The organism is Bradyrhizobium erythrophlei, from assembly GCF_042430365.1.
Taxonomy (GTDB): Bacteria; Pseudomonadota; Alphaproteobacteria; order Rhizobiales; family Xanthobacteraceae; genus Bradyrhizobium; species Bradyrhizobium erythrophlei.
Genome location: NZ_JBHMET010000125.1, coordinates 38037 through 65035 on the forward strand (window position 1 = coordinate 38037; position 26999 = coordinate 65035).

Annotated in this window: 17 protein-coding genes and 1 pseudogene; 13 read left to right on the top strand and 5 right to left on the bottom strand. The window is 65.2% G+C overall.

The annotated features are described in order from the left end of the window. Positions 1 to 6 precede the first annotated feature (6 nt). From ACFFWD_RS18895 to ACFFWD_RS18920, 6 genes and pseudogenes are all read left to right on the top strand, one after another. A complete protein-coding gene (locus tag ACFFWD_RS18895; RefSeq protein WP_376967782.1) occupies positions 7 to 879 on the top strand; it encodes a branched-chain amino acid ABC transporter permease in 873 nt (290 codons plus the stop codon). Beyond that, positions 876 to 2648, top strand: a complete 1773-nt coding sequence (locus ACFFWD_RS18900; RefSeq protein ID WP_376967784.1) for a branched-chain amino acid ABC transporter ATP-binding protein/permease — start codon at positions 876 to 878, stop codon at positions 2646 to 2648. The genes ACFFWD_RS18895 and ACFFWD_RS18900 overlap by 4 nt, the downstream gene beginning before the upstream one ends. Beyond that, a complete protein-coding gene (locus ACFFWD_RS18905; RefSeq protein ID WP_376967786.1) occupies positions 2648 to 3376 on the top strand; it encodes an ABC transporter ATP-binding protein in 729 nt (242 codons plus the stop codon). Before ACFFWD_RS18900 ends, ACFFWD_RS18905 begins: the two co-directional genes overlap by 1 nt. 26 nt (positions 3377 to 3402) lie before the next feature. Continuing rightward, a pseudogene (locus ACFFWD_RS18910) lies at positions 3403 to 4487 on the top strand (malate/lactate/ureidoglycolate dehydrogenase). Between the two features lie 37 nt (positions 4488 to 4524). Then, positions 4525 to 5301, top strand: a complete 777-nt coding sequence (locus ACFFWD_RS18915) for an HpcH/HpaI aldolase family protein (protein WP_376967788.1) — start codon at positions 4525 to 4527, stop codon at positions 5299 to 5301. A 102-nt stretch (positions 5302 to 5403) separates the two neighbouring features. Then, positions 5404 to 6927, top strand: coding sequence for a D-arabinonate dehydratase (locus ACFFWD_RS18920; RefSeq protein WP_376967790.1), 1524 nt, complete (start codon positions 5404 to 5406; stop codon positions 6925 to 6927). A 117-nt stretch (positions 6928 to 7044) separates the two neighbouring features. On the opposite strand, the gene ACFFWD_RS18925 is transcribed toward ACFFWD_RS18920, so the two are convergent. Next, on the bottom strand, positions 7045 to 7473 hold the full coding sequence (locus ACFFWD_RS18925; RefSeq protein WP_376967906.1) for a DUF2147 domain-containing protein: 429 nt from the start codon (positions 7471 to 7473) through the stop codon (positions 7045 to 7047). A gap of 220 nt (positions 7474 to 7693) precedes the next feature. After that, complete coding sequence (locus ACFFWD_RS18930; RefSeq protein WP_376967792.1) at positions 7694 to 8650, bottom strand: lipase family protein; 957 nt, start codon at positions 8648 to 8650, stop codon at positions 7694 to 7696. Between the two features lie 182 nt (positions 8651 to 8832). Between ACFFWD_RS18930 and ACFFWD_RS18935 the strand changes: the two genes are divergently transcribed. From ACFFWD_RS18935 to ACFFWD_RS18945, 3 genes are read left to right on the top strand one after another with little or no spacing between them, the layout of a single operon-like run. Next, a complete protein-coding gene (locus tag ACFFWD_RS18935; protein WP_376967794.1) occupies positions 8833 to 12099 on the top strand; it encodes a transglutaminase family protein in 3267 nt (1088 codons plus the stop codon). A 19-nt stretch (positions 12100 to 12118) separates the two neighbouring features. After that, positions 12119 to 14641, top strand: a complete 2523-nt coding sequence (locus tag ACFFWD_RS18940) for a circularly permuted type 2 ATP-grasp protein (RefSeq protein WP_376967796.1) — start codon at positions 12119 to 12121, stop codon at positions 14639 to 14641. Further along, positions 14638 to 15516 (top strand): transglutaminase family protein, encoded by an 879-nt coding sequence (locus tag ACFFWD_RS18945; protein WP_376967799.1) that lies wholly within the window; start codon positions 14638 to 14640, stop codon positions 15514 to 15516. The genes ACFFWD_RS18940 and ACFFWD_RS18945 overlap by 4 nt, the downstream gene beginning before the upstream one ends. An 8-nt stretch (positions 15517 to 15524) precedes the next feature. Here the strand turns inward: ACFFWD_RS18945 and ACFFWD_RS18950 are convergent, their stop codons facing one another. From ACFFWD_RS18950 to ACFFWD_RS18960, 3 genes are all read right to left on the bottom strand, one after another. Beyond that, positions 15525 to 16478 carry a helix-turn-helix domain-containing protein gene (locus tag ACFFWD_RS18950; RefSeq protein ID WP_376967801.1) on the bottom strand — a complete coding sequence of 318 codons (954 nt, stop codon included), beginning with the start codon at positions 16476 to 16478 and terminating at the stop codon, positions 15525 to 15527. 332 nt (positions 16479 to 16810) lie between these two features. Further along, the gene (locus ACFFWD_RS18955; RefSeq protein WP_376967804.1) at positions 16811 to 18313 is read right to left on the bottom strand and encodes a sensor domain-containing diguanylate cyclase; all 1503 of its coding nucleotides are present in this window, start codon (positions 18311 to 18313) and stop codon (positions 16811 to 16813) included. Between the two features lie 167 nt (positions 18314 to 18480). Then, the gene (locus tag ACFFWD_RS18960; protein ID WP_376967807.1) at positions 18481 to 20163 is read right to left on the bottom strand and encodes a methyl-accepting chemotaxis protein; all 1683 of its coding nucleotides are present in this window, start codon (positions 20161 to 20163) and stop codon (positions 18481 to 18483) included. Positions 20164 to 20499: 336 nt separating this feature from the next. On the opposite strand from ACFFWD_RS18960, the gene ACFFWD_RS18965 reads away from it, so the two are divergent. The 4 genes from ACFFWD_RS18965 to ACFFWD_RS18980 all read left to right on the top strand — a co-directional run bounded on the left by ACFFWD_RS18965 (position 20500) and on the right by ACFFWD_RS18980 (position 26973). Beyond that, a complete protein-coding gene (locus tag ACFFWD_RS18965; RefSeq protein WP_376967809.1) occupies positions 20500 to 21882 on the top strand; it encodes an ethanolamine ammonia-lyase subunit EutB in 1383 nt (460 codons plus the stop codon). Positions 21883 to 22014: 132 nt separating this feature from the next. Further along, the gene (locus ACFFWD_RS18970; RefSeq protein WP_376967811.1) at positions 22015 to 23601 is read left to right on the top strand and encodes a B12-binding domain-containing radical SAM protein; all 1587 of its coding nucleotides are present in this window, start codon (positions 22015 to 22017) and stop codon (positions 23599 to 23601) included. A 7-nt stretch (positions 23602 to 23608) separates the two neighbouring features. Further along, entirely contained in the window at positions 23609 to 24400 is a 792-nt protein-coding gene (gene eutC, locus ACFFWD_RS18975) for an ethanolamine ammonia-lyase subunit EutC (protein WP_376967814.1), read from the top strand. A gap of 194 nt (positions 24401 to 24594) precedes the next feature. Next, positions 24595 to 26973, top strand: coding sequence for an efflux RND transporter permease subunit (locus ACFFWD_RS18980; RefSeq protein WP_376967816.1), 2379 nt, complete (start codon positions 24595 to 24597; stop codon positions 26971 to 26973). The last annotated feature ends 26 nt before the right edge of the window (positions 26974 to 26999 follow it).

Consider the following 26999-nt stretch of genomic DNA (forward strand, 5'->3'; position numbering starts at 1 on the left):
CTCGTCATGGATCTCGTCCTCCAACTGCTCTTCACCGGTATCGGCATCGGCGCGGTCTATGCGCTTGTCGCGCTGGGCTTCGTGCTGATCTTCCGTGCCACCAATGTGGTGAATTTCGCGCAAGGCGAATTCTCCATGGTGGCGGCCTATCTGATGGTGGTCTGCGTCGAGCTTGGCCTGCCTTACTGGCTCGCCTTCCTGATCGCGCTCGCCGGCATGGCGCTGCTAGGCGTCATCTTCAATCTCGGCGTCTACTATCCGTTGCGTCACCGCACCTATCTGCCTGTCATCATCGCGACCATCGGCGCGTCGATCCTGCTCTCCAACTCGGTGCTGGCGATCTACGGCCCGCAGCCGCAGGTGCTGCAGGGCTGGTTCGACACGCCCGGCATCCAGCTCGGCCCGGTCTATCTGGACAGCCAGTATCTCCTGATCATCGGCGTCACGATCTTCCTGGTTTTCTTCAACTTCTGGTTCTTCGAGAAGACGCTGCTCGGCAAGAAGCTGCAGGCGACCTCGCAGGACAAGGAAATGGCCTCGCTGCTCGGCATTTCCGTCTCCACCATGATCATGATCACCTTCATCTATTCGGCGGTGCTCGGCGGTCTTGCTGGCATCCTGGTCGCACCCGTCCTGTTCGTCTCGATCCAGATGGGCTCGACGATCGCGCTGAAGGCGTTTGCGGCGACCATCATCGGCGGCTTCGGCGACGTCGCCGGCGCGATCGTTGGCGGGCTTGCGCTTGGCGTGATCGAGACGTTCGGCGCCGCCTATGTCTCGGTGCCGTACAAAGACGGCTTTGCCTTCCTGGTGCTGATCGCCTTCCTGATCTTCAGGCCGCAGGGCATCTTCGGCGAGCGCGTCGCGGAGAAAGCATGAGCGCCAGCGACAACATGATTCCGGCGCCCGCGGTGCGCTCGAAGCCGCTTGTTATCCGTCATCTGCCGTATTTCATCGGCGCCGCGGTGCTGGTGGCGCTCGCCGCCAGCATGCGGTTCGACGGCTACATCCTCAACATCCTGCTGCAGGCGACGACCTTCTCGATCGCGGTGTTCGGCCTGTCGGTCGTGCTCGGCCTCTGCGGCCAGATCAACCTGGCGCAGGCCGCGTTCTTCGGCTTCGGCGCCTATGCGGTCGGCCTCGGCACCGCCGACCTGCACTTGAGCTTCTGGCCCTGCCTGGTCGGCGGCTGCGTGATCTCGCTCGTCGCCGGCGCGTTCCTCGGCATGTCGACGCTGCGGCTCGGCGGCCACTATCTCGCCATGGTAACGATCTCGTTCCAGCAGATCGTGACGCTGGTGATGATCAACGCGATCGGCGTCACCCACGGGCCGGACGGCGTCTCGCACATCGGCCGGCCGGAGCTGTTCCAGTCGTCGCAGAGCTATCTCGCGTTCTGTGTCGCGGCGCTCGCCATCGTCGGTTATCTGGTCTGGCACCTGCCGGACACCAAGATCGGTCGCGCCATGCGTGCGGTGCGCGACAACGAGCTCGCGGCCGGCGTCAACGGCATCGACGTGTTCCGCACCAAGGTCTCCGCCTTTGCGCTCTGCGCGGTGCTCGGCGGCCTTGCCGGCGGCCTGTTCGCCGGCGGCTTCGCCTATGTCAGCCCGGATCAGTTCTCGTTCGCCGAATCGATCGTGTTCCTGACCATGTCGCTGCTCGGCGGCGTGGCTTCGCCGGTCGGCTCGGTGATCGGCACGGGCCTCTTGATCCTGATCCCGGAATGGCTGCGCTTCCTGAAAAGTGTGCCGGGTCTCTACCTCGCCATCTACGGCCTGTCGGTGATCCTCATCATCCGCTTCATGCCGGACGGAATCTGGGGCTTTGTGTCCGACGCGTTCACGCGCTGGCGTTCGCATACCAAGGCGCCGCCGGTTGCGGGCGCGCTGCACCTCAAGCCTGCGACCGCAGGCGGCGATATCGTGCTTGAGGTCACCGGCCTGTCGAAGCATTTCGGCGGCCTGAAGGCGGTCGACGGCGTCGACATCGCGGTGAAGCGCGGCAGCGTCCATGCGCTGATCGGCCCCAACGGCTCCGGCAAGACCACGACCTTGAACGTGCTCTCCGGCCTCTATAAGGCAACCGCGGGCCGAATCGTGCTCGACGGCACCGACATCACCAACATGGCAACCCATCAGCGCACCGCTGCGGGGCTTGGGCGCACCTTCCAGAACATCCGCCTGTTCCGCACGATGACGGCGCTGGAGAACGTCGAGATCGGCGCCGAGCGTCCCGGCAACACCATGATCGGGAAGGGCGAGGATGCGCTGACCGAGCGCGCGATGGAAGCCTTGACCTTCGTCGGCCTCGGCAGCCGCGCCAACGAGCTGATCTCGAGCTTCTCCTACGGCCATCAACGGTTGATCGAGATCGCGCGTGCGCTCGCCTCGAACCCGACGCTGCTGCTGCTCGACGAGCCGGCCGCCGGCCTCAACTCGACCGAGAAGCTCGAGCTGCACGAGCTGCTCAAGCGTATCGCAGCCCAAGGCCTCACCATCCTGATCATCGATCACGACATGACGCTGGTCTCGGAAGCCGCCCAGCACATCACGGTGCTGAACTTCGGACGCCGCATCGCGGACGGCGAATCCATGGCGGTGCTGCGCCATCCCGACGTCGTCTCCGCCTATCTCGGGAGCGAATGATGCCGCTGCTCGAAATCCGCAATCTGGTGGTCCGCTACGGCGAGATCGAAGCGCTGCGCGGTGTGACCATCGCCGTGGAGCAGGGGCAGGTGGTCACGCTGCTCGGCGCCAACGGCGCCGGCAAATCGACGACACTGCGCGCGATCTCGGGGCTGGCAAAGCCCGCCTCGGGCGACATCCTGTTCGATGGCCGTTCGATCGCCGGCCTCGGGCCGGAGGCGATCGTCCGCCTCGGTATCTCGCATGTGCCGGAGGGCCGGCGCGTGTTCCCGGGCCTGACAGTGAAGGAAAACATCATGCTCGGCGCGTCGAACCGGAAGGTCGGCGCGGCGCAGATTTCGCGCGAGGCCGACGCGATGTTCGATCTGTTCCCCGATATCCGCGCCTTCTCGGGTGCGCTCGGCTGGACGCTGTCCGGCGGCCAGTTGCAAATGGTCGCGGTCGCGCGTGGGTTGATGGCCAAGCCGCGGCTGTTGCTGTTGGACGAGCCGTCGCTCGGGCTCGCGCCCGTGATCGTGCAGGCGGTGTTCCGCATCATTTCGCAGATCAGGAAGGACACCACGGTTTTGCTCGTCGAGCAAAACGCGCGCATGGGACTTTCAGTCGCCGATCACGGCTTCGTCCTGGAAACCGGGCGGATCGTGCTGGGCGGCAAACCCGACGAATTGTGGGGCAACGAAGCCATCGCGGCCGCCTATCTTGGCGGTCACGCCAAAGCCCATGCTTGAAAACCAATCCAGCGAGCTACCGATCCATGGTCACCATCAAGGTTGAGAACCTCATCAATTTCGTCGCCGAGGTGTTTTCCCACGTGGAATCTTCGCCCGAAGAGGCGAGGCGCATCGCAACCTATCTCACGACGGCGAACCTCACCGGCCATGACAGCCACGGCGTGATCCGCGTGCCTGTCTACATCAGGTGGAAGAAGACGGGCTCGGTGGTGCCGAACCAGGCGCCGGAGGTCGTGGTCGACACGCCGTCGCTCGCGGTGATCGACGGCAAATTCGGCTACGGACAAACGGTCGCGCCCGTCGCGGTCAGGCTCGGCATCGAGAAGTGCAAGAAGGCGGGGCTTGCCGCGATCGCGCTGCGCAACGCCGGCCATATCGGCCGCGTCGGCGACTGGGCCGAGATGGCCGCCGCCGAAGGTCTGGTATCGGTGCATTTCGTCAACGCCGCAGGCTCGCTGCTCGTCGCGCCCTATGGCGGTGTCGAGAAGCGGTTGTCGACCGCGCCCTATTGCGTCGGCATTCCACGCGATGGCGAGGATCCGATCGTGCTCGATTTCGCGACGTCGATCGTGGCTGAAGGCAAGTGCCTGGTCGCGAGCCGCGGCGGCAAGAAGCTGCCGGCCGGCGCGCTGGTCGATGCCGACGGCACATTGAGCGAAGACCCGCACGTGCTCTATGGCCCCTATACGCCCGACGGACCGCGCGATCACACCAAGGGGACCGGCGCGATCCGCGCTTTTGGCGACCACAAGGGTTCCGGCCTTGCGTTCATCTGCGAGCTGCTCGGCGGCGCGTTGACCGGCACCGGCGCCACCGCTCCGGATCGCCGCTTCGCCAACGGCATGCTGGCGTTCTATATCGACCCGAAGGTGATCGATCCCAAAAACTTCTTCGACGGCGAGATCGCGCGCTACGTCGATTTCATCCGCGCGACCAACCGATCGCAGGCGTCGAATCCGTGCTGATTCCCGGCGATCCCGAGCGGAAGACACGCGCCGACCGGACGAAGAACGGCATCCCCTTGCCTGACGATACTTGGGCGGCGATAGTGAACACCGCGCGCGAAGTCGGCGTCAGCGAAATCAGCATCCAGCGGGCGACCAGCTAAGTCGTCCTCCAAGAAAACCGCGAAGGGAACGCGATCAATGGCAAACAAGGTCAAGCAAGTCTGGGCGTCTGGCAAGGCGGTGGTGAACGCGTGGCTCGCGATCCCCTCGGGGTTTTCGGCCGAAGTCATCGCGCAGTGCGGCTTCGACAGCGTCACCGTCGACATGCAGCACGGCGTGCAGGACTATCTGTCGATGGTGCAATGCTTCCAGTCGATGCATGCCCACCCCGTCACTCCGATGGTCCGTGTGCCCTGGAATGAACCCGGTATCATCGGCAAGGTGCTCGATGGCGGCGCCTATGGCGTGATCTGCCCGATGGTGAACACGCCCCAGGAAGCCAAGAACCTCGTCTCCTATTCGAAGTATCCGCCGAAGGGCGTGCGCTCCAACGGTCCGATCCGCGCCGGCATGTACGGCTCGGCCGGCACCTATCAGCAGACCGCCAATGACGAAATCGTGCTGCTGCCGATGATGGAGACCAGGACCGCGGTCGAAAACATGGAAGCGATCCTCGACGTCGAGGGCATCGACGGCGTCTATATCGGCCCGTCCGATCTCGGCTTCTCCTACGGCCTCGTGCCGAAGCTCGACCGCGACGAGCCCGAGATCCTGAAGATCTACGAGAAGATCATCAAGGAATGCGGCAAGCGCGGCCTCAATCCCGGCATCCACTGCTCCGGCGCCGAAGGCGCGGTGCGCGCCATCAACATGGGCTTCAAGCTCGTGACGCTGTCGAACGAGGTCGGTCTGATGCAGACCTACGCCAGGATGCAGGTCAACCAGACCCGCGAGAAGTCCGGCGGCAAGGCGTAAGAACGCGAATAGCGAGTAGCGAATGGCGAATAGGGATTGGCGGTTCGTGTAGCGCTATTCGCTACTCGCCATTCGCTATTCGCCCCTCAGAAGGAGACCCCGATGGCCCCGGCACCCGTGATCCGCCTGCATCCCGACGACAGCGTGCTGATCGCGCGCGCGAGCCTACCGCCGGGGCTTGAGGTGACTGAGGGGGTCACCACGGTCGATCGGATTCCCGCAGGTCACAAGGTCGCGATCAAGGCGATCGCACAAGGCGAGCCGATCGGGCGCTACGGCCAGATCATCGGCTTTGCCACCGCGCCGATCGCGCCTGGCCAGCATGTGCATACGCAGAACTGCGGCATGGGCGATTTCGCCAAGGACTATGCCTATGGCGTCGACGTCAAGCCGGTGCCGAATTTCGATCTGCCGGCGACGTTCGACGGCATCCGCCGTCCCGACGGTCGCGTGGCGACGCGCAACTATATTGGTATCCTCACCTCGGTGAATTGCAGCGCGCATGTCGCCGGCCTCGTCGCCGACGTGTTCAAGAAGAACCCGTTCACCGGCGAGAACCCGCTGGCCGACTTTCCGAATGTCGACGGCGTCGTCGCGCTGACCCACAAGACCGGCTGCGGCATGACCCAGGATGAGCCCCTGGCGCTGCTTCGCCGCACCCTCGGCGGCTATGCGCGTCACGTGAACTTCTCCAACGTGATCGTGCTCGGCCTCGGCTGCGAGGTGAACCAGATCGGCGGGTTGATGCAGGAGCAGAAGCTCGCCGGCCGGCTGCGCGCGATGGACATCCAGGAGGTCGGCGGCACCCGCAAGACAGTCGAGGCCGGCGTCGCCTTCGTCAAGGAGGCGCTCGCCGATGCCAACAAGGTCAAGCGCGAGGCGGTCCCGGCGAGCGAGCTGACGGTGGCGCTACAGTGCGGCGGCTCGGACGGCTATTCCGGCGTGTCGGCCAATCCGGCGCTCGGCGCCGCGAGCGATCTATTGGTGCGTCACGGCGGCACCGTCATTCTCTCGGAGACGCCGGAGACTTATGGCGCCGAGCATCTGTTGACGCGCCGCGCCGTTAGCCGCGAGGTCGGCGAGAAGCTTGTCGGCCTGATGCGCTGGTGGGAAGAGTACACTCAACGCGAAGGCGCCGAGATGAACGCCAATCCGAGCCCCGGCAACAAGGCCGGCGGCCTCACCACCATCCTGGAGAAGTCGCTCGGCGCGATGGCGAAGGCCGGCAGCACCAACCTCGTCGACGTGCTGCACTACGCCGAGCCGGTGACCAAGAAAGGTTTCGTGTTCATGGACACGCCCGGCTACGACCCGGTCGCGGCGACCGGGCAGGTGGCCGGCGGCGCCAATCTCGTCTGCTTCACGACCGGACGCGGCAGCGTGTTCGGCTGCAAGCCCGCGCCCTCGATCAAGCTTGCCACCAACACGCCGATGTACAAGCGGATGGAAGACGACATGGACGTCAATTGCGGCACCATCCTCGACGGCGAGGAGAGCGTGCAGGAATGCGGCCAGCGCATCTTCGATCTCATGCTCAAGACGGCCTCGGGCCAGCCGACCAAGAGCGAGAGTTTCGATTTCGGCGGCGCCGAGTTCGCGCCATGGGTGCTGGGCGCGACGATGTAGCCTCATCGCGCAGTGCGTGGCCCGGATGAAGCGCAGCGCAATCCGGGTGCACTGTCTGCATGCGCGGAATCGCGGATTTCGCTTCGCTTCATCCGGGCTACGGGTTCTCGCCCGCGATCACTGATTGACGGACGCCACCGTGGTCTCGCCGACCTTGGTCCAGGTCTCGCCGCCGCACAACACGGCTAACACGCAACCACGCACTTCCAGTTTTCTGGCGGCGGCCAGGCGCAACTCGCTGGAATAGGTCTTGCCGTCGTCTGCATTGTAGATGCTGCCCGACCACTTCTTGTCGGCGACCGAAAGCATTGTGCTGAAGATGTTGAGGCCGATGATCGGCCGCTGCGCCAGCGCCTTGTTGGCGTTCTTGTCATCGACCTGCGGCTTGCCCGTGGAGGCATCGATCGGGTTCTTCAGCCAGACGATGATGCCGCACAATCCCTTGCCGCAGGAGTTGATGCGGATCTTGGCGTCGCCGGCCGCGGTCAGCCAGATCCCCTCGACCTCGTCAGCGCGCGCTGCCTGGTTCAACCCGAGCAGCAGCATTGCAGCAGTTAACAAGATGGTAAGTTTCGGCACGGCGCTACTCCATACTCAACATGCGTCCCAGCCGTTATGGTGAACAAACTTGGTTAACTTAGGGTTCAGCGTGTAGGTGCGTAGCCCAGATGGAGCGCAGCGAAATCCGGGATTCTGCACAAGCCGGCAGAGGTCCCGGATTGCGCTCCGCTTCATCCGGGCTACGGCCGTCGATGATGGACGTCATTCACCGCAGTGGAATCCCAAGCGCGCGGAAATAAATCGCTGGCACATGATCGCGCACGATCCGCGGGAGGATGCCCGCGAGCATGTCGAGCGGTCTTGGTCCAATCGAGCGAAGGAACCGGAATGCCGCGAATGCGCGGAGGTCGGCAAGTCCGGCCTGGATCAGGCCGTCGACAAAGCCCGGATCGTTGCCGTTGGGCGCGGACATCGTCGGTGGATCGGCGAAGGTGCCGTCGGTCGGACACTGGATCATCTGGCCGACATGAAGGAAGGTGTTGAGCAGCGGCGGCGGCACCGTCGGCACGACGTCGTTGCCATGCACCAGGCGGAAGGTGCGGGTGCCAAGTCCAGTGCCAAGTCCGGTGCCAAGTCCGGTCGTGTAGCTGTTGAAGAAGTCCTGGCCGCCGGTTCGCGGGCCGCCGAATGTATAGACCGCCGTTGCGGTCGCGCCGAATTCGCGCATCGCGCGCTCGGCGGCGATGATCGCGAGCGCGCCGCCGAGGCTGTGGCCGGTGAAGAACAGCTGTTGCGCGGGCGCCGGACGCTGCTGGATGATCGGCACGATCTGCGGCCAGACGGAATCGAGTGCGGCCTTGAACCCGCTGTGCAGGCCGTCAGGCGAGCGGGCTGCAGTGAAGTCGGTGATCCAGTCCTCGATCTTGAGCGGATCGGTGCCGGAGAACGCGATGATGGTTGCGTTGCGTCCGGCCGCAGCCACGAAGCATGCGCTGTGCGGCGGCAGGCTGGTGACGGGATCGTTGCTGGCCAGCCCCTTGCGCTCTAGTTGCCACGCCTTCAGGATGCTGTCGACCTTGTCCGGCGTGTTGGTCTCGTAAGCGAGCTGCGACATCCACATCATCGATTGCGCATCGCCCATGGCGAAGGATGGACTCGCTGCAAAATTGTCGAGCGCGGTGTCGGGATAGGCACTTCGGCTGATCGCAACCAGGAAGCTCATTGCGGTACCCTCCCTGCGCCACAAGTGGGATCCGTGACGTCAAATCAACCACAGGTAGATCATGCCGACAAGCGTCCGCGCCGGCATCCGCACGCCCCGTAGGCACGCCGTGCCCGTTGTTAGTGCTTGATGTCGGCCGGGAGCGGTGTTCTGCTCAAAAAAGCTGCTGGAGTCCCTTGTCCGTGTCGATCTTCGTCGCACTGCACCACGTCACGCATTACAGATACGACCGGGCGATCGATCTCGGGCCCCAGACGATCAGGCTCCGCCCGGCGCCGCACACGCGCACGCCGATCCTGAGCTATTCGCTCAAGGTGACGCCCTCCAACCACTTCGTGAACTGGCAGCAGGACCCGCAGGGCAACTGGCTCGCGCGCTACGTCTTCCCGGAGAAGGCCACCGAGCTCAAGATCGAGGTCGATTTCACGGCACAGATGACCGTGATCAATCCGTTCGATTTCTTCGTCGAACCCTATGCCAACAGCTTTCCGTTCCAGTACACCGGCGATCTCAAGAACGAGCTCGCGCCTTACCTGGAGACGACGGAGCCGGGGCCGTTGTTCGCGGCCTATTTGAAAGAGATTCCACGCGAGGCCGACAGCACGGTCAATTTCCTGGTCGAGCTGAACGCAGAGCTGCAGAAGAAGGTCGGCTACGTCATCCGCATGGAGGCGGGTACGCAGACGCCGGAGGAGACGCTTGCCGCCGGAAGTGGCTCGTGCCGCGATTCCGCGTGGCTTCTGGTGCAGACGCTACGCCATCTCGGGCTCGCGGCGCGCTTCGTCTCCGGCTATCTGCTTCAGCTCAGGCCCGATATCGATCCGGTCGATGGGCCGCGCGAGGTCGAGAATGATTTCACCGACCTGCACGCCTGGACCGAGGTCTATCTGCCGGGCGCGGGCTGGATCGGCTTCGACGTCACCTCGGGCATGCTGACGGGCGAGGGGCATATTCCGGTTTGCGCCTCGCCGCATTACCGTTCGGCGGCGCCAATCTCAGGCACAGCCGGCATCGCCAATGTCGACTTCGGCTTCGAGATGAGCGTCAAGCGCATCCGCGAGGCGCCGCGGATCACGCGTCCGTTCTCGGATGCCTCATGGGCGCGGCTCGACGCGCTTGGCGAGCAGGTCGATGCCGACCTGCACAAGGACGACGTGCGACTGACCATGGGCGGCGAGCCGACCTTCGTCTCTGTCGACGATCTGGAATCGCCGGAATGGAATATCGCGGCGGTCGGGCCGACCAAGCGCGTGCTTGCCGATGAGCTGATCCGCAAGCTGCGCACACGCTTTGCGCCGGGCGGCCTGCTGCATTACGGGCAGGGCAAATGGTATCCGGGCGAAAGCCTGCCGCGCTGGGCGTTCGGCCTCTATTGGCGCAAGGACGGTGAGCCGATCTGGAACAACGCCGACCTGATCGCAAGCGTTGAGAACCCGCGCAAGGCCGGGATCGGCGATGCGCAACGCTTCGCCGAGGGCACTGCCAAGAAGCTCGGGCTGAGTGCCGATTACGTGATGCCCGCATACGAGGATCCCGCGTTCTGGCTACAGCGCGAAGCGGGCCTTCCCGCCAATGTCAGCCCGGCCAATTCAAAACTGGCGGATGCGGAGGAACGCGCGCGGCTGGCGCGGGTGTTCGATGAGGGGCTGACGACGCCGAAGGGCTACGTGCTGCCGATCCAGCGCTGGAATCTGCTTGCCGATCGCGTGCCCGCACGCTGGCGCAGCGAGCGCTGGAAGATGCGGCGCAGCCATCTGTTCCTGTCAGCAGGCGATTCCCCGCTCGGCCTGCGGCTTCCGATCTCCTCGCTCGAATACGTTCCCCCTGAAGATTATCCCTACACCGTGGAGCAGGACCCGATGGCGCCGCGCGACGGGTTTCCGGATTTCGACGCCGAGCTGATGCACGAGCTTGAGGGAATCCCCGAGCCGCTGCCGGTGCGCACGGCGATGTCGATCGAGGTGCGCGACGGCGTGCTGTGCGCGTTCATGCCGCCGGTCGAGAAGGCCGACGATTATCTGGCGCTGGTCGCGGCGATCGAGGCCACCGCCGAAGCGCTGCAATTGCCGGTGCATGTCGAGGGCTACGCGCCGCCCTATGACCCGCGCATCGAGGTCATCAAGGTGACGCCCGATCCTGGCGTGATCGAGATCAACGTACAGCCGGCGCAGAGCTGGCGGGAGGCCGTCGACATCACCCTGGGTCTCTATGAAGACGCGGCGAAGACACGGCTCGGCGCCAACCGCTTCCTGATCGACGGCCGTCACACCGGCACCGGCGGCGGCAACCACGTCGTGGTCGGCGGCTCCACGCCGCAGGACTCGCCGTTCCTGCGCCGGCCCGACCTGTTGAAGAGCCTCGTGTTGTATTGGCAGCGGCACCCGTCGCTGTCCTATCTGTTCTCCGGCATGTTCATCGGCCCGACCAGCCAGGCCCCGCGCATCGACGAGGCGCGGCATGATGGCCTGTACGAACTCGAGATCGCGCTGGCGCATGTGCCGCCGCCGGGCATGGATGCGCCGTTGTGGCTGGTCGACCGCTTGTTCAGACACATCCTGGTCGACATCACCGGCAACACCCATCGCGCCGAGATCTGCATCGACAAGCTGTTCTCGCCCGATGGCCCGACCGGCCGGCTCGGTCTCGTCGAATTCCGCGCGCTCGAAATGCCGCCCGATCCACGGATGTCGTTGGCACAGCAGCTCCTGATCCGCGCGCTGATCGCAAAGCTGTGGCGCGAGCCGCAGCAGGGCAAGTTCGTGCGCTGGGGCACCGCGCTGCACGACCGCTTCATGCTGCCGCATTTCCTCTGGGAGGATTTTTTGGGCGTGCTCGCCGAGCTGAAGCAGTCCGGCTACGATGTCGAGCCGGAATGGTATCAGGCGCAGCTCGAATTTCGCTTCCCAGCATTCGGCCGCGTTCATCACGGCGGCGTCAACCTCGAGTTGCGCCAGGCGCTCGAGCCCTGGCACGTGCTGGGCGAAGAGGGCTCGGCGGGCGGCACCGTGCGCTACGTCGATTCCTCGGTGGAGAGGTTGCAAGTCAAGGCATCAGGCTTTGTCGAGGGCCGCCACGTCGTCACCTGCAACGGTCGGCGGATGCCGATGACGGAGACCGGCCGCACCGGCGAGGCGGTGGCCGGCGTGCGCTTCAAGGCCTGGCAGCCGGCGTCTGGTCTGCACCCGACCATTCCGGTGCATGCGCCGCTGACCTTCGATCTGATCGACACCTGGAACGGCCGCTCGCTCGGCGGCTGCGTCTACCATGTCGCCCATCCCGGTGGCCGCAATTACGAGACCAAGCCGGTCAACTCCTACGAGGCCGAGGCGCGGCGGCTGGCGCGCTTCCAGGATCACGGCCACACCCCTGGCCGAATCGTACCCCCTCCGGAGGAACGCACAATTGAGTTTCCGCTGACCCTCGACTTGCGGACGCCGCTCCTGCACTAATTGGTGCGAGGAAATGGGAATGTCCGAACCGGTTGGCAACAATCAGGAGAGCAGGGCCCGTCCGGGTCAGCGCCGGATGGCGCAATGGACGCGCGATTACGTCCGTCTTCCCGGCATTCCCGACGAGTATATCGGCGAGGATGGCGCACCGCGGCCAGCCTGGACCCGTTTCTTCGACGCCTTTGCTGCGCTATCGCCCGCCGATATCGAGCGGCGGTTCGCCTCCGCCGACCGGCATCTGCGTGAGGCCGGCGTCACCTACCGCGCGCCCGGCGACACCTCGGACCGGATCTGGCCGCTCAGCCATCTGCCGCTGATCATCGATGCTGCGGACTGGCGGCAACTCGCGGCCGGCGTCGCGCAGCGCGCGCAGCTGATGGAAATGGTGCTCGCCGATCTCTATGGCGAGGGCCGCCTGGTCGCGAGCGGCGCAATTCCAGCGGCGGCGATTGCCGGCAGCAGCGAGTATCTGCGCGCGATCAGCGGCATCAAGCCGCCCGGCGGCCGCTATCTGCACCTCTATGCCGCCGATATCGGCCGCGGCCCGGATGGACGCTGGTGGGTGCTCGGCGACCGCACGCAGGCCCCGTCAGGCGCGGGCTACGCGCTGGAAAACCGCCTGGTGCTGTCGCGCGCCTTCTCCAATCTCTACAAGTCGATGAATGTCGAGCGCGTGGCGCCGTTCTTCGAGGCGTTCCGCGACTCGCTTCGTGCGAGCGCCGACCGCGACGAGCCGCGGATCGGCCTGCTCACACCCGGCGCGTTCAGCGAGACCTATTTCGAGCACGCGACGCTCGCGCGCTATCTCGGCTTCCTGCTGGTGGAGGGTGACGATCTCGCCGTCAGCGGCGACCGCATCCATATCCGCACGGTCGCGGGGCTGAAGCGGCTCGACGTGCTCTTGCGCCGGGTCGATTCCAACATGCTCGATCCGCTCGAGCTCGACGTCTCGTCCTATCTCGGCGTGCCCGGCCTCGTCGAGGTGCTGCGCAAGGGCGGCGTCGTGGTCGCCAACATGCCGGGCTCGGGCGTGATGGAGGCGCGGGCGCTGCTCGGCTTCCTGCCCAATCTCTGCCGGCGGCTGCTCAGCGAAGATCTGGAGATGCCGCACATCGCGACCTGGTGGTGCGGCCAGAAATCGGCGCGCGAGGAGGTGCTGTCGCGGCTCGACGAGTTCGCGATCGAGGGCGCCTATGGCCGTGGCGTTCCCGGCTTCCCCGGCAGCGGCCCGGTGCTCCCGGGCGAATTGTCGCCAAGCGAGCGCGATCGCCTCAAGGATGCGATCGCGCATCGTGGCATCGATTATGTCGGCCAGGAACTGGTGCGGCTCTCCACCACGCCGGTGTGGGAGAACGGCCGCATCGCGCCGCGCCCCTTCGTGTTGCGGGTGTTCGCGGCCGCCACGCCGAACGGCTGGACCGTGTTGCCCGGCGGCTTCTGCCGGATCGCCGAGCAGGCCGATGCGCGCGCGGTCTCGATGGGCGACGGCGCTGTTTCCGCAGACGTCTGGGTCGTGTCCGACAAGGCGGTGGCAACTTCGACGCTGTTGCCGGCGGTCGACACCGTGCGCATCCGCCGTATCGCCGGCGTGCTGCCGAGCCGCGCCGCCGACAACCTGTTCTGGCTCGGCCGCTATCTCGAGCGCGCCGAGGCGACGATGCGGCTGATCCGTGCGCTGTGCACGCCGTTGCGCGATCCCGCGCGCGGCAATTCGACCGGCACGTCGGCACTGCATTCGGCCGAACGCATCCAGCGCATGCTGGTGGCGTGGGGCGCGACTGCGCAGACCGCGCGCGCCAATCCGGCCAAGGTCGCGCTCGACGCCCTGCAGAACGAGGAAAAATTCGGCTCGGCGCTATCGCTTGTGCGCTCCGCGCAGCGGACGGCGACGGGGCTTCGCGAGCGCCTGTCGCCAGACGCCTGGCAGGTCATCACCGAGATGGCCGACCGGCTCGCCATCGAGGTTCACGATGATGACGGCGTCGTCAGCGCCGCCGAACTGACCTTGCAGGAGCTCGCAAGCTTTGCAGGACTTGCGCAGGAGAACATGAACCGCGCCGCCGGCTGGCGCTTCCTCGAGATGGGCCGTCGCGCCGAGCGCGCCATCAACACCACGCGCTTCGCCCGCCAGTTCGCCTATGACGAGGCAGGCGACGAGGATCTCGACGTCCTGCTGACGCTGGTCGACTGCCAGATCACCTATCGTTCGCGCTATCTGGTGCAGCCGTTGCTCGCGCCGGTGCGCGATCTCGCGGTGCTCGATCCCTATAATCCGCGCTCGGTCGCGTTCCAGGTCGCATCCCTGAACGAGCACATCGCCGCATTGCCGAGCCTGAAGGAGCACGGCCTGATCGAGCGGCCGCAGCGGCTGGCGGTCGCGATCGAGGCGATGCTGACGACCGCGGAGGCGGCAACGCTCGACGTCAAGACGCTGTTTGCGCTGGAGCAGGATTTGCTCAACCTCGCCGACGCGATCGGGCTGCACTACTTCCCGCATGGACCGAATGCGAGCCGTCCGGAGAAGCTCACGGGGCTGGCGTGATCTACGACATCCGTCACGTCACGACCTACAGTTACGAGACACAGGTCAGCTTCGCACGCTGCTCGTTGCGGCTCGTGCCGCATTCGGGAGACGGCCAGGAGCTGATCTCCCACAGCGTCGAGATTCGTCCCAAGCCTGCGGAGCGCACCACGCGGCGGGATTTCTTCGGCACGCTGACCGAGAGCGTCCTGATCGAGAGCGCACACCGCAATCTCCGCATCGACTCCCGCTCGCGCGTTTCGATCGCGCGGCAGGCACCGGCTCGCGACGCTGCGAGCCCGCCATGGGAGGGCGTGCGCGATATCGCGTTCGAGGCGTCGAGCCTCGGTCCGACCTCGCCGGTCGGCTATGTCTTCGCCAGCGCATTGGTGCCGGTGCTGCAACCGGTAACGAACTACGCGAGCGAAAGCTTTCCGCCGGGCGGCGGCATCCTGTCGGGCGCGGCTGCTCTGATGCGCCGCATCCGGACCGACTTCCGGTACGATCCCAAGGCGACCGTGATCTCGACGCCGCTTAAGGAGGTGTTCGAGAAGCGTCACGGCGTCTGCCAGGATTTTGCCCATGTGATGATCGCGGGCCTGCGCGGGCTCGGCCTGCCGGCGGCCTATGTCAGCGGTTATCTGCGCACGATTCCGCCGCCGGGCCAGCCGCGGTTGCAGGGCGCGGACGCAACCCATGCCTGGGTTGCGGTGTGGTGCGGCGCCGAGCTCGGCTGGATCGGCTTCGATCCGACCAACGACCTCGTGGTCGCGAGCGACCACATCATCCTTGCGATCGGGCGCGACTTCTCCGACGTCTCGCCGGTCGACGGCGTCATTGCCGGCGCGCGCAAGCAGAAGCTCAATGTCGCGGTGGACGTCCTGCTGGTGGAATAGGGCTAGGTCTACGCCGCACAGCCCAACGTCTGCGACGGATACTCGCCGAACATCGCGCGGTAGTATTGCGAGAAGCGCCCAAGCTCGATGAAGCCCTGCTGGAGCGCCACCTTCGAGACGGTGGTTTGGCCCGGTGCGCTTTCGCGCAGGATGGAATGGATCGCACAGAGCCGCTTGTGGCGGAGGAACGTCACCGGCCCGATGCCGAACACCTCGTGGAAGGCGCGGTGCAGGCTGCGTCGCGACAGGCGGAACTCCGAGCAGATCTCCGAAACGTGGACCGGCCGCGTGCCGGCGGCTTCCAGATAGTCCTCGACGTTGCGAACCAGCTTCATCGCCGACGGCAGATAGCCGAAATCATCCGGCGGCAGCGATGTGACGATCGTCGCGGTCACGCAGTCGACGATCGCCCGCTTCCAGAATTCGGCGGTCTTGTCCGACAGCGCGTCCGGCTCGCGCGCGAGGTGCGCGACGATCTGCGGCAGCTTTTGCGCAGCAAACCTGCCCACCGTGCTGTCGGCGCGATAGTGGTTCTTCTCTCGCCAGGTCGCCGCATCGCTGAGCCGCGCCTCGCCGCCGAACACGGCCCGCAGGTCCATCAAGTCGAAGCGGATCGCCGCATAGGAGGCGGCACTCTGAAACACCCCGTCATGCTCGATCGACGGAGGAACCACGAGCACGTCCGCCGGCTGCATGTCGAACGCCCAGTGCGTGACGCGGTCCTTGGCGCTGAGCAGCATTCCGATGATCAGCTTGTCGTCGGTCGAGATGCGCTGGGTGCGGACGCCGACATTGAACGCGCCGATGCTGAGCGAGAAATCGCCAATCTCGACATGGGACAGTGTACCGCGCAGCTTACCGCGCTCGAGTTGCATGACGTCGACATGGGAGCCCTTGACGGCTTCGTGAAGCCCCTCGAAGCCGTCGAGTTCGCTGGTGCTGACCGACAGGTGTTCGTCCATGTCCCCGCTCACAACTGCGACGCGACCAGTCTATTCAAGCCAGGAACTCGAAGTCATCGGAAGTTTGTCCCCCGCGACAAACCGCCCCCACCGCTCAAGAGGCGCGCCGCATTCAACATCGGCGGACCCGCGGCACGTCCTCACGCATTGTCGTCAACACTGCCACAAAGCGCACATCACACAAGCGAGAGGAGTGGTATCCCGTTAAATCTCCAAGGGAATTTGGCTGCGGCTTGCGCCCGCCGGTCACTCTGAAAGCGGCTCCGCACGCTAGCGTGCGTATGGCACCCGAGGCGAAGGGGCCGCAATCCGCGCGCCCGCCGCGGTTGGTTCTAGGCCGCGCGCCGCTTGCCGGGCATCTCCCGCCCGACCGGGCTGGCGACGACGCGGTCGCGGCCCGTGTGCTTGGCCTGATAGAGGGCGAGATCCGCCGCCGTGATGAAATCGCGCGACGTACGATCGTCGCCCGGCACCATGCTGGCCAATCCGATGCTGACGGTCGGCAAATCCTGCTGCATCTCCCGTGCGGCTGTCAGCCTTCGGCGAATCTGCTCGGCCATCTCCAGCGCGCCGGCCCTGCCGATGCCGGGCAGCAGCACCGAGAACTCCTCGCCGCCGTAGCGTGCACCGAGGTCGGTGGCGCGTTTGGTGCTCGCGGCGATGCATTGCGCCACGGTCGCAAGCACGGCGTCGCCGGCCTGGTGCCCGTAGGTGTCGTTGTAGACCTTGAAGTGATCGACATCGATCATCAACAGCGAGACCGGCGCCTTGGCGCGCATGCCGCGGCGCCATTCCGCGGCAAGCGTGTTGTCGAGGCGACGACGGTTGGCGAGGCCGGTCAACCCGTCGGTGCTGGCCAGCCGCGCCAGTTCGCTCTCCGCATTGGCACGCCGCTTCACCGCCGACAGCAGATAGAACATCAAGACGACCGAGAACGCGCTGAGCGCGGCCACCACGGCGCCGATCGACCAAAGCTGCTGCCACCAGTCCGCGTAGATGTTCTCGAGCGCGAGGCCCTCGGCGATCAGCAGCGGGTGATGTCCGACCTGCTGGAAGACATAGAGGCGGCTGATCTGGTCAACGATCGATTTCGTCACGTAGGAGCCGGACGAATGGGCCGGGAAGTATTTGAAGGTCTGGGATCCCTTGATGCTCTGCCCGATCTGCTTGATGTCGAAAGGTGCGCGCATCAGCATGGTGCCGTTGCTGTTGAACAGCACCAGCGAGTCCTTGGCGTTGAAGTTGAGCTTCCTGAACAGGTTGTGGAAATAGCTGAGGCGCATGCTGCCGGCGACGACGCCGGCAAAGGAGCCGTCGTCGTTGCTGATGCGTCGGCTGAGGCTGATCAGGTACTCGCCGTCCGAGGTCACCCAGGGCTGGCTGATGAAGAGTCCCGCATCCCACCGCGCCTGGTGAATCCGGAAGAAATCATGATCGGCAAAGTTCGTCTTGCGCGGCGTCAACGTCCTGGAGTCGAGCAAGACCTCTCCGGCCGGGTCGAGAACAAGGATCGAGCCCATGTCCTTGGCGGTCGCGGCGCGGTCGAACAGCACGACCTGGCGCAGCTCGGGGCTGACGCGGTTGATCTCGGGCAGCTTCACGCCATCGACGACGGCCTGTAGCGAGAGATCATAGAGTTCGATGTTGCGGTCGATCTCGCTTGCGATGCTGGCCACGAGATTCGTGGCTGCTTCCTTCGCATGCTGATAGTCCTTTTGCGCCATCTCCCACAGGATGGATGCACAGACGGCGGAAAAGCAGAGAACAAGACCGATGCCGAGTGCGAGCAGCCGCTTGGCCGGCACCGCTCTTGGCCGTGGCAACAGCCCCTGCATTGCTTGCTTCCCCCTGAATTCCCCGCGCCCCCGCGCATTGACAGCCTTTATAGGGCCATCAGATTGAGAAAGCGGACGCGAACCGGACGCAATTTATTCGCGCGGATTAGGGAGTTGTTAACCAGCGGGTTGACGGCCGTCGTGGCTCGCACGGCAGCTGCAAACCCTCAGGCCGCGTCGCTGCGCAGGCTGCGGAAGAACTGCTCGACCTCGCGCGACAGCGTCTCGGCGGTCGCGGTCAGGTCGTTGGACGCGGCCAGCACCGATTCCGCGGCCGTGCTGGTCTGGCCCATGTCGTCGCGGAGCGAGCCGATATTGGCGACCAGCGTTTCATTGCCCTGCGCGGCCATTTGCGCGTTGACCGAGATCTCTCGGGTGGCGGCGTCCTGCTCCCCGACGGCGGTGGCGATGTTCGCGGTGACATCGTTGATCTCGCGCACGGCGTTGCCGATCTCGCGGACCGCATCGACCGACGTCCGGGTCGAGGCCTGGATCAGGCTGACATTCTCGCTGATCTCGGCGGTCGCCTTCGCGGTCTGCCCGGCGAGCGCCTTCACCTCATGCGCGACGACGGCAAAGCCGCGGCCGGCGTCGCCGGCCCGGGCGGCCTCGATGGTGGCGTTCAGGGCCAGCAGGTTGGTCTGCTCGGCGATGGCCTGGATCAGGTTGAGCACGCCGTCGATGCGCTGGGTGGCGGCGGCAAGCCCCTCGATCTCGCTGATCGACTTGTCGGTGCGCGCACCGGCCTGTTCGACCGCACCGGCCGACTGACGCACCTGCCGACCGATCTCCTGGACCGAAGCGGAAAGCTCCTCGGCGGCGCCGGCGACCGCGGAGACATTGCTCGAGGCCTGCTCGGTCGCGGCCGCGGCGTCGCCGGCACGGCCGCTGGCATTCGCGGCGACGTTGGCAATCGTCTGCGCGGTCGCGCGCATTGAGGCCGCATTGTCATGAACCACGCGGAGCACCGCGCCGATCGCGTCGCGGAATGCCTCAACCGAGCTCTCGATATGGCGGGTGCGCGCGTTGCGCGCCTCGGAGTCCTGCACGACCTGGGAATTGAGGCTGCGGTTGCGCTCCATCGCTTCCTGGAAGACCTTGATCGCGCGCGCCAGCGCCCCGATCTCGTCGCTGCGAGCGGCATGCGGGACTTCGACGCCCTCGGCGCCTTCGGCGACGCGCTTGATGGTCGTGGTGATCTGCGACAGCGGGCGGGCGATCGAGCGCGCGATGATCAGCACGCCGAGCACGACCACGATCAGCGCGACCGCACCGAGGCAGGTCAGGACAAAGGCCATGTCGCGATTGGCGTCGGTCTGCCGCGCCAGCCGTTTGCCGCGCTCGGCATAGACCTTGGACAGTGCCTCGAGATCCTTGTTCAGCGCGGTGCGCACCTCGCGATTGGCGTCGTTGTCGCCCCATTCGCGCCCGGCGGCGCCGCCGATCTCGACACCGCGGCGGACTAGCTCCTTGCGGAAGTCGACGAACTGCTCGATGCGCTTCTTGAAGGTCGCAAACTGCTCGGCGTCGTCGGCCTGCACGAGTGCTTCCCAGTTCTTGACCACAGCGAGGATGCGCTCGTTGAACTTCAGCAGCCCTTCGCCGTATTTCTTCACCGTGGCCGGATCGGTCGACATGTAGATGCCGCGGGATTCCATCACCACGGCGTAGACCAGCGAATTGACGCGTTCGATATTGAGGGCTGCGCGGCTTGCGAGATCCACCGCCTCGGTCAATTCGGCATTCCGCCGCGAGTTGTAGTCCGACAGGATGGTGATCGCCGCGGTCAGGACCGCGATGAGCGCAAAGATCGAGTACAGCTTGGCTGCGAGCGAGAAGCGGGATGCCATGGTGCGCCGAGGAATAGGTGCCGCGATGTGACGGATGGCCGTGGGCACTCCAGAGAGGCCGGCGAGCACCTTCGGCCGGTTAAGAATTATGCAGAAGCTTCATGGATTATTTCTTAATGCGCGAGCTTTTAGCAGGCGCAAATTTCAAATTTTTGCTTAATAATACCAAAGGCTTATACTGGCATGCCAAGTTTCGCCCGACCGGCCGGGGAGATTGCGGCTGCAGCCGGAATTCGATGCACCCCTTGGGTCGGGGAGCGGCGGCGGATGGCACGGCGTTCGCAGAGAGGTGGTACGCTGACATGAATCCTGCAGCCGTTGCAGGCCGGAGTTGCCATGGTCTATCGCCACACCATCGACGCCACCTCCTACGTCTTCGATGATTTGCGCGACCTGCTCGCCAAGGCGACGCCGCCGCGCTCCGGCGACCGGCTCGCTGGCATTGCGGCCGACAGCGCCGAGGAGATGATTGCGGCGCGGATTGCGCTCGCCGACGTTCCGCTGACGCAGTTCCTCAACGAGGCCGTCATCCCCTACGAGGACGACGAGGTGACGCGCCTGATCTTCGATGGCCACGATGCGGGAGCCTTCGCGCCGCTCGCCGCGCTGACGGTCGGCGGCTTCCGCGACTGGCTATTGTCGGACGCGGCGACGCCGGACACGCTCAAGGCGGCGGCACGCGGCATCACGCCGGAGATGGCGGCCGCGGTGTCGAAGCTGATGCGCAACCAGGACCTGATCCTGGCCGCCAAGAAGTGCCAGGTGACGACGCGCTTTCGCAACACGATCGGCCTGCGCGGCCGGATGAGCGTGCGGCTGCAGCCGAACCATCCGTTCGACGACCCCAGGGGCATCACCGCCTCGATCCTCGACGGCCTCCTGCTCGGATCGGGCGATGCCTGCATCGGCATCAATCCGGCGAGCGACGATCCCGGTGTGATCGGGAGCCTGCTGCGGCTTCTCGACGACATCATCACGCGGCTCAAGGTCCCGACACAGGCCTGCGTGCTCACCCATGTTACCACGACGCTCGGCCTGATCGGGCAGGGGCTGCCGGTCGACCTCGTCTTCCAGTCGATTGCCGGCACCGAGGCGGCCAACCGCAGCTTCGGCGTCGATCTCGCATTGCTGAAGGAGGCGCGCGAGGCGGGGCTGTCGCTGCGTCGCGGCACCGTCGGCGACAATGTCATGTATTTCGAGACCGGGCAGGGCTCGGCGCTGTCGGCCAACGCCCATCACCAGGTCGATCAGCAAACCTGTGAGGCACGGGCCTATGCGGTGGCGCGCGCGTTCGATCCGCTGCTCGTCAACAGCGTGGTCGGCTTCATCGGTCCGGAATACCTCTACGACGGCAAGGAGATCATCCGCGCCGGGCTCGAGGATCATTTCTGCGGCAAATTGCTCGGCCTGCCGCTCGGCGTCGACGTTTGCTACACCAACCACGCCGAGGCCGACCAGGACGACATGGACAATCTCCTGACGCTGCTCGCGGCCGCCGGCGTCACCTTCATCATGGGCGTGCCGGGCGCCGACGACGTCATGCTGAACTATCAGTCGACCTCGTTTCACGACGCACTCTATGTCCGCGACCTGTTCGGCTTGAAGCGGGCGCCGGAATTCGACGACTGGCTGATGCGATCGGGCCTTGCCGACCAGGATTACCGCCTTGCCGCCGATGCAGGGCTGCTGCCCGAATTCGCCGCGCGGCTGATCGCGTGAGGCAAGAGAAGGAGTTTTTTGAGCAACCATCCCGGCCTTGTGACGTTAGCAGGTGCCACATTGTTGAAAGATTTCTGGCCCAGCGTTCAATGGCGTGGTTAGATTTGTTGGTGCTTCGGTTGAGGACGTTTGATGAGAGCTGAGGGCATTCAGACGGTACGGCGTATCCTCTGCGTCTTTCCGCGCTATACGTCGGCCTTTGGGACCTTTGAATACGCCTATCCCTTAACCGACGGCGTCAAGGCGTTCATGCCGCCGCAGGGGTTGTTGCTGATCGCCGCCTATCTGCCCGCGAACTGGCTGGTCCGTTTCATCGACGAGAATCTGCGCGAGGCGACCGCAGACGATTTCGCGTGGGCCGATGCCGTCTTCGTCAGCGGTATGCACATCCAGCGCCAGCAGATGAACGATATCTGCCACCGCGCGCATGACTACGATCTGCCGGTCGCGATCGGCGGTCCGTCGGTCAGCGCCTGCCCGGATTACTATCCCTCGTTCGACTACCTGCATGTCGGCGAGCTTGGCGATGCCACCAACGAGCTGATCAAGCGGCTGGCCGATGACACCACGCGCCCCGACCAACAGGTGGTGCTGAACACCGTCGACCGCCTGCCGATGACGGATTTCCCGCTGCCAGCCTACGAGCTCGCCGAAACCCGCAAGTATTTTCTCGGCAGCATCCAGTTCTCTTCCGGCTGTCCCTATCAGTGCGAGTTCTGCGACATCCCCGGCCTCTATGGCCGCAATCCGCGGCTGAAGACGCCGCAGCAGATCATCGCCGAGCTCGACAAGCTGCGCGAATGCGGAATGACCGACACGATCTATTTCGTCGACGACAATTTCATCGGCAACCGCAAGGCGGCGCTGGAGCTGTTGCCGCATCTGATCGAATGGCAGAAACGGACCGGCTACGTCACGCCGCTCGCCTGCGAGGCGACGCTCAACATCGCCAAGCGGCCGGAGATCCTGGAGAAGATGCGCGAGGCCTACTTCGTCACCATCTTCTGCGGCATCGAGACGCCGGATCCCGACGCGCTGCACGCGATGCACAAGGACCAGAACATGATGGTCCCGATCCTGGAAGGCGTGCACACCATCAATTCCTACGGGATGGAGGTCGTCTCCGGCATCATCATGGGGCTCGATACCGACAAGCCCGAGACCGGCAACGCGCTGCTCTCCTTCATCGACGAATCCCGCATTCCACTTCTGACTATCAATCTCCTGCAGGCGCTGCCGAAGACGCCGCTGTGGGATCGGCTCGAAAAGGCAGGACGGTTGATCGACGACGACAGCCGCGATTCCAACGTGCAGTTCCTCTTGCCCTACGAGGACGTCGTCAACTCCTGGCGCAAATGCATGGAGGTCGCCTACCAGCCCGAGAAGCTGTACGCGCGCTACCAGTACCAATGCGATTACACCTATGCGAAGCGCCTGAAGGTGCCGGTCGCGCCGGAGCTGAAGACGTGGCGGAACATCAAGCGCGCGCTGATCATGCTCCGCAATATCTTCTGGAAGGTTGGCGTACTCGGCGACTACAAGCGCGTGTTCTGGAAGTTCGCGCTGGGGCGGCTCAGGCGCGGCGACATCGAGGGCCTGATCTCGTCGGCAATGATCGCGCATCACCTGATCACGTTCGCCCGCGCGGCCTCCAGCGGCCGGCAGAACGCGTCGAACTATTCGGTCCGCCTGCGCGAGGCGTCCGTTCCAGCCGAGTAACAGCCGTATGAAACCGCCGGTGCCGTCGTCCCGTTCGCTTGCCGATCTGCGCAGGCTGACGCCGGCGCGGGTCGGTCTCGGCCGCAGCGCGGCCAGCCTGCCGACGGAGGCGCTGCTCTCCTTCACGCTCGACCATGCGCGCGCCCGCGACGCCGTCCACGCCGCCTTTGATGCCGCCGGCATCATGGCCGGGCTCGCCGGCCTCGGCACCGCGCCGATCGAGGTGTCGAGCCAGGCGCGCAACCGCCGCGACTATCTGCGCCGTCCCGATCTCGGGCGCATGCTGGATCCCGCATCGAAGCGCGCGGTGGAGGGCAGGGGCGCGGCACCATGCCCATGCGCGATCGTCGTCGGCGACGGCCTGTCGCCGACGGCGGTCAACGTCCATGCGGTCGCGCTGGTCCGCCATTTGCTGCCGCGGCTCGCCGCCGACAAGGTCGAGGTCGGTGCCGTGGTCGTTGCGTCAGGCGCGCGCGTCGCGCTTGGCGACGAGATCGGCGCGATCACCGGCGCGCGGATGCTGGTGATGCTGATCGGCGAGCGTCCCGGCCTGTCGGCGCCCGACAGCCTCGGCGCCTATCTCACCTTCGCGCCGCGGATCGGGCTGACCGATGCCGAGCGCAACTGCGTCTCCAACATCCACGGCGCGGGCCTAAGCTATGAGGAGGCAGCATTCAGAATCAGCTGGCTCGTGCGCGAGGGGATTGCGCGCCAGGTCACGGGTGTTGCGCTGAAGGATGAAAGTGGCGGCGGATCGTTTTCGCGCTCGCTGCCCGGGTGTGACAAATCAGATACTTAATGGTGGTTTTCTGTAGTTCCGCACTTATTTGATATCGCGCCTGTGCTTGCGAGCGGGATTGTGGCCCTGTAAAACCGGCGCCGGTAATACTCGCGTGTTTTCAAGGGCTAGCGCCGACCACACTGGCTTCAGAGCCTCATTCGCGCCCGCAACCCAAGCTAACAGATCAAGCCGTTTTCAGAACTGGATAGGGCATGCTCGAAAAGAACTCCGAAAGTCAGGTCCACGTCGGGAAGATCGAAGAGCCGCGGCCGGGGACCAGCATCGCGTTCGGGCTGGAGCGCATCGGGCTGATCCCGATGCGGGCGCCGATCCTGTCCTGCGTCGTGCTCGTGCTCCTGATGATCGGTGCGGTGTTCGGCGTCCAGCGGATCAAGATCGACGATTCGCTGTCGCAGCTGTTCCGCTCCAATTCCAAGGACTACAAGCAGTACGAGGCGGTGACCAAGCGCTTCCCTGCGACCGAATTCGACGTCCTGGTCGTGGTCGAGGGCAAGACGCTGCTCGCGCGCGACAACCTCGAAAAGATCCGCGACATGGTCACCGACCTGCAATTGGTCGAGGGCGTGCGCGGCCTGGTCTCGCTGTTCTCGGCGCGCCAGGCGCCGGAGCCCGGCAAGCTGCCGGCGGCGCTGTTCCCGCCTGAGCTGCCGCAGGGCGCGGCCTACGACAAATTCGTCGAGACCGTCAAAAGCAACGAGATCATCCGCGGCAAGCTGTTGTCGGAGGACGGCACGCTGGCGCTGATCGTGCTGTCGCTCGAACCGGAGGTGGTCGGCAGCAACAAGCTCTCCAAGGTCGTCGCCGACATGCGGAAGATCATGGCCGACGACCTCGGCGGCAGCGGGCTCAACGCCCAGCTCTCCGGCGTGCCGGTCATGCAGCTCGAGATCCGCAATGCGGTCGAGCGCGACGGCTTGACCTACAACATCCTCGGCATCCTCGCCGGCTGCATCATCGCCATCATCTTCTTCCGCAAGATCTCCTTCATGGTGGCGGCGGCGTTCCCGCCGATGATCGCGATCCTGCTCGCGCTCGGCGGCCTCGGCTGGGCCAATTTCAATCTCAACATGTTCCTCAACGTGATGACGCCGCTCATCATGGTGATCAGCTTCTCCGACTCGATGCAGCTGACGTTTGCGGCGCGCGACCGGCTGATCGCCGGGCAGGACAAGTTCACGGCGTTCAAGAATGCGGTGCTGGTGGTGGGCCCGGCCTGCGTGCTGACCCACGGCACCGCCGGCATTTCCTTCATCGCGCTGCAGTTCTCGGACTCCGACCTGATCCGCAAGTTCGGCGAGGCGGGGCTTGCCGCTACCATCATCGCGCTGGTCGCGGTGCTCAGCCTGGTGCCGGTGTTCGGCATCCTGTTCGTGCGAAACGAGAAGATCTTTGCGGTCAAGTTCCAGAGCGCGGATGCCGGCGTGCAGGCGTTGCGCAATTTCTGCTACTGGATCGCGGTGCGCATGGTGAGCCGTCCCGGGCTGTTCAGCCTGATCGCGGTGATCGTCGTCGGCGGCCTCGGCATCATCTACGGCAGCCTCGAGCCGCGCTATCGCCTGGCCGACCAGGTGCCGGACAAGCGGCAGGCGGTGGAGGCGTCGAGCCGACTGGACGCCAAGCTGACCGGCGCCAATCCGATCGACGTGCTGATCGAATTCCCGAAAGGAGCCGATCTCTATTCGAAGGAGACGCTGAACACGATCGCCGACGTCCATGCCATGGTCGAAAAGGCCGCCGGCGTCGGCAATGTGTGGTCGCTGGAGACGCTGCGCCGCTGGCTCGCGGAGAAGGCTGGCAGCAACGACGTCGGGACGCTGAAGGAATATGTCAGCGTGATCCCCGAACATCTGGTGCGGCGCTTCATCTCCAAGGAGCAGGACGCGGTCGTGGTGTCGGGCCGCGTGCCCGACCTTGATTCCAGCGAGATCCTGCCGGTGGTCGAGAAGCTCGACCATGCGCTCGACAAGGTGCGCGCCGAGCATCCCGGCTACGAGATCGCGGTCACCGGCCTGTCTGCGATCGCAGCGCGTAACAGCGCCAACATGATCGAGAAGCTCAACCGTGGCCTCACCGTCGAATTCGCGCTGGTTGCGATCTTCATCGGTCTGGCGTTCCGCTCGGTCGTGGTGATGTTCTCCTGCATCCTGCCCGGCATCTTCCCCGTGGTGCTGTCGGGCACGGTGCTGTGGCTGCTCGGGGAGGGGCTGCAATTCGCCAGCGTCGTGGCGCTGACGGTGTCGTTCGGCCTGGGCTTGAGCGCCACCATCCACTTCCTCAACCGCCTGCGGCTTGAGAGCAAACCGGGTGTCTCGTCCGCGCTCGCGGTCGAACGCGCCACAGTGCTGGTCGGCCCGGCGCTGATCCTGACCACGGTGGTGCTGGCCTGCGGCCTCGTCGTCACCGTATTCTCCGACCTGCCGTCGCTGCGGCTGTTCGGCTGGCTCAGCGCGTTTTCGATGGTGGCCGCGCTGGTTGCCGACCTATTCATCCTGCGGCCGACGTCGATGTTCCTGATCAACCTGGCGCAGAAGATCCGCGGCACGGCGGGACAGCCGAAAGCGGCGGAATAGCCGAACGCACGAAAAGGCCCGGCTCC

Bases quoted from the DNA above. Each gene is read 5' to 3' on its own strand.
- ACFFWD_RS18900 (WP_376967784.1), top strand. From the start codon at position 876: ATGAGCGCCAGCGACAACATGATTCCGGCGCCCGCGGTGCGCTCGAAG.
- eutC (WP_376967814.1), top strand. From the start codon at position 23,609: ATGAAACCGCCGGTGCCGTCGTCCCGTTCGCTTGCCGATCTGCGCAGG.
- ACFFWD_RS18940 (WP_376967796.1), top strand. From the start codon at position 12,119: ATGTCCGAACCGGTTGGCAACAATCAGGAGAGCAGGGCCCGTCCGGGT.
- ACFFWD_RS18965 (WP_376967809.1), top strand. From the start codon at position 20,500: ATGGTCTATCGCCACACCATCGACGCCACCTCCTACGTCTTCGATGAT.
- ACFFWD_RS18915 (WP_376967788.1), top strand. From the start codon at position 4,525: ATGGCAAACAAGGTCAAGCAAGTCTGGGCGTCTGGCAAGGCGGTGGTG.
- ACFFWD_RS18925 (WP_376967906.1), bottom strand. From the start codon at position 7,473: ATGCTGCTGCTCGGGTTGAACCAGGCAGCGCGCGCTGACGAGGTCGAG.
- ACFFWD_RS18980 (WP_376967816.1), top strand. From the start codon at position 24,595: ATGCTCGAAAAGAACTCCGAAAGTCAGGTCCACGTCGGGAAGATCGAA.
- ACFFWD_RS18920 (WP_376967790.1), top strand. From the start codon at position 5,404: ATGGCCCCGGCACCCGTGATCCGCCTGCATCCCGACGACAGCGTGCTG.
- ACFFWD_RS18950 (WP_376967801.1), bottom strand. From the start codon at position 16,478: ATGGACGAACACCTGTCGGTCAGCACCAGCGAACTCGACGGCTTCGAG.
- ACFFWD_RS18970 (WP_376967811.1), top strand. From the start codon at position 22,015: ATGAGAGCTGAGGGCATTCAGACGGTACGGCGTATCCTCTGCGTCTTT.
- ACFFWD_RS18960 (WP_376967807.1), bottom strand. From the start codon at position 20,163: ATGGCATCCCGCTTCTCGCTCGCAGCCAAGCTGTACTCGATCTTTGCG.
- ACFFWD_RS18955 (WP_376967804.1), bottom strand. From the start codon at position 18,313: ATGCAGGGGCTGTTGCCACGGCCAAGAGCGGTGCCGGCCAAGCGGCTG.
- ACFFWD_RS18905 (WP_376967786.1), top strand. From the start codon at position 2,648: ATGCCGCTGCTCGAAATCCGCAATCTGGTGGTCCGCTACGGCGAGATC.
- ACFFWD_RS18895 (WP_376967782.1), top strand. From the start codon at position 7: ATGGATCTCGTCCTCCAACTGCTCTTCACCGGTATCGGCATCGGCGCG.
- ACFFWD_RS18930 (WP_376967792.1), bottom strand. From the start codon at position 8,650: ATGAGCTTCCTGGTTGCGATCAGCCGAAGTGCCTATCCCGACACCGCG.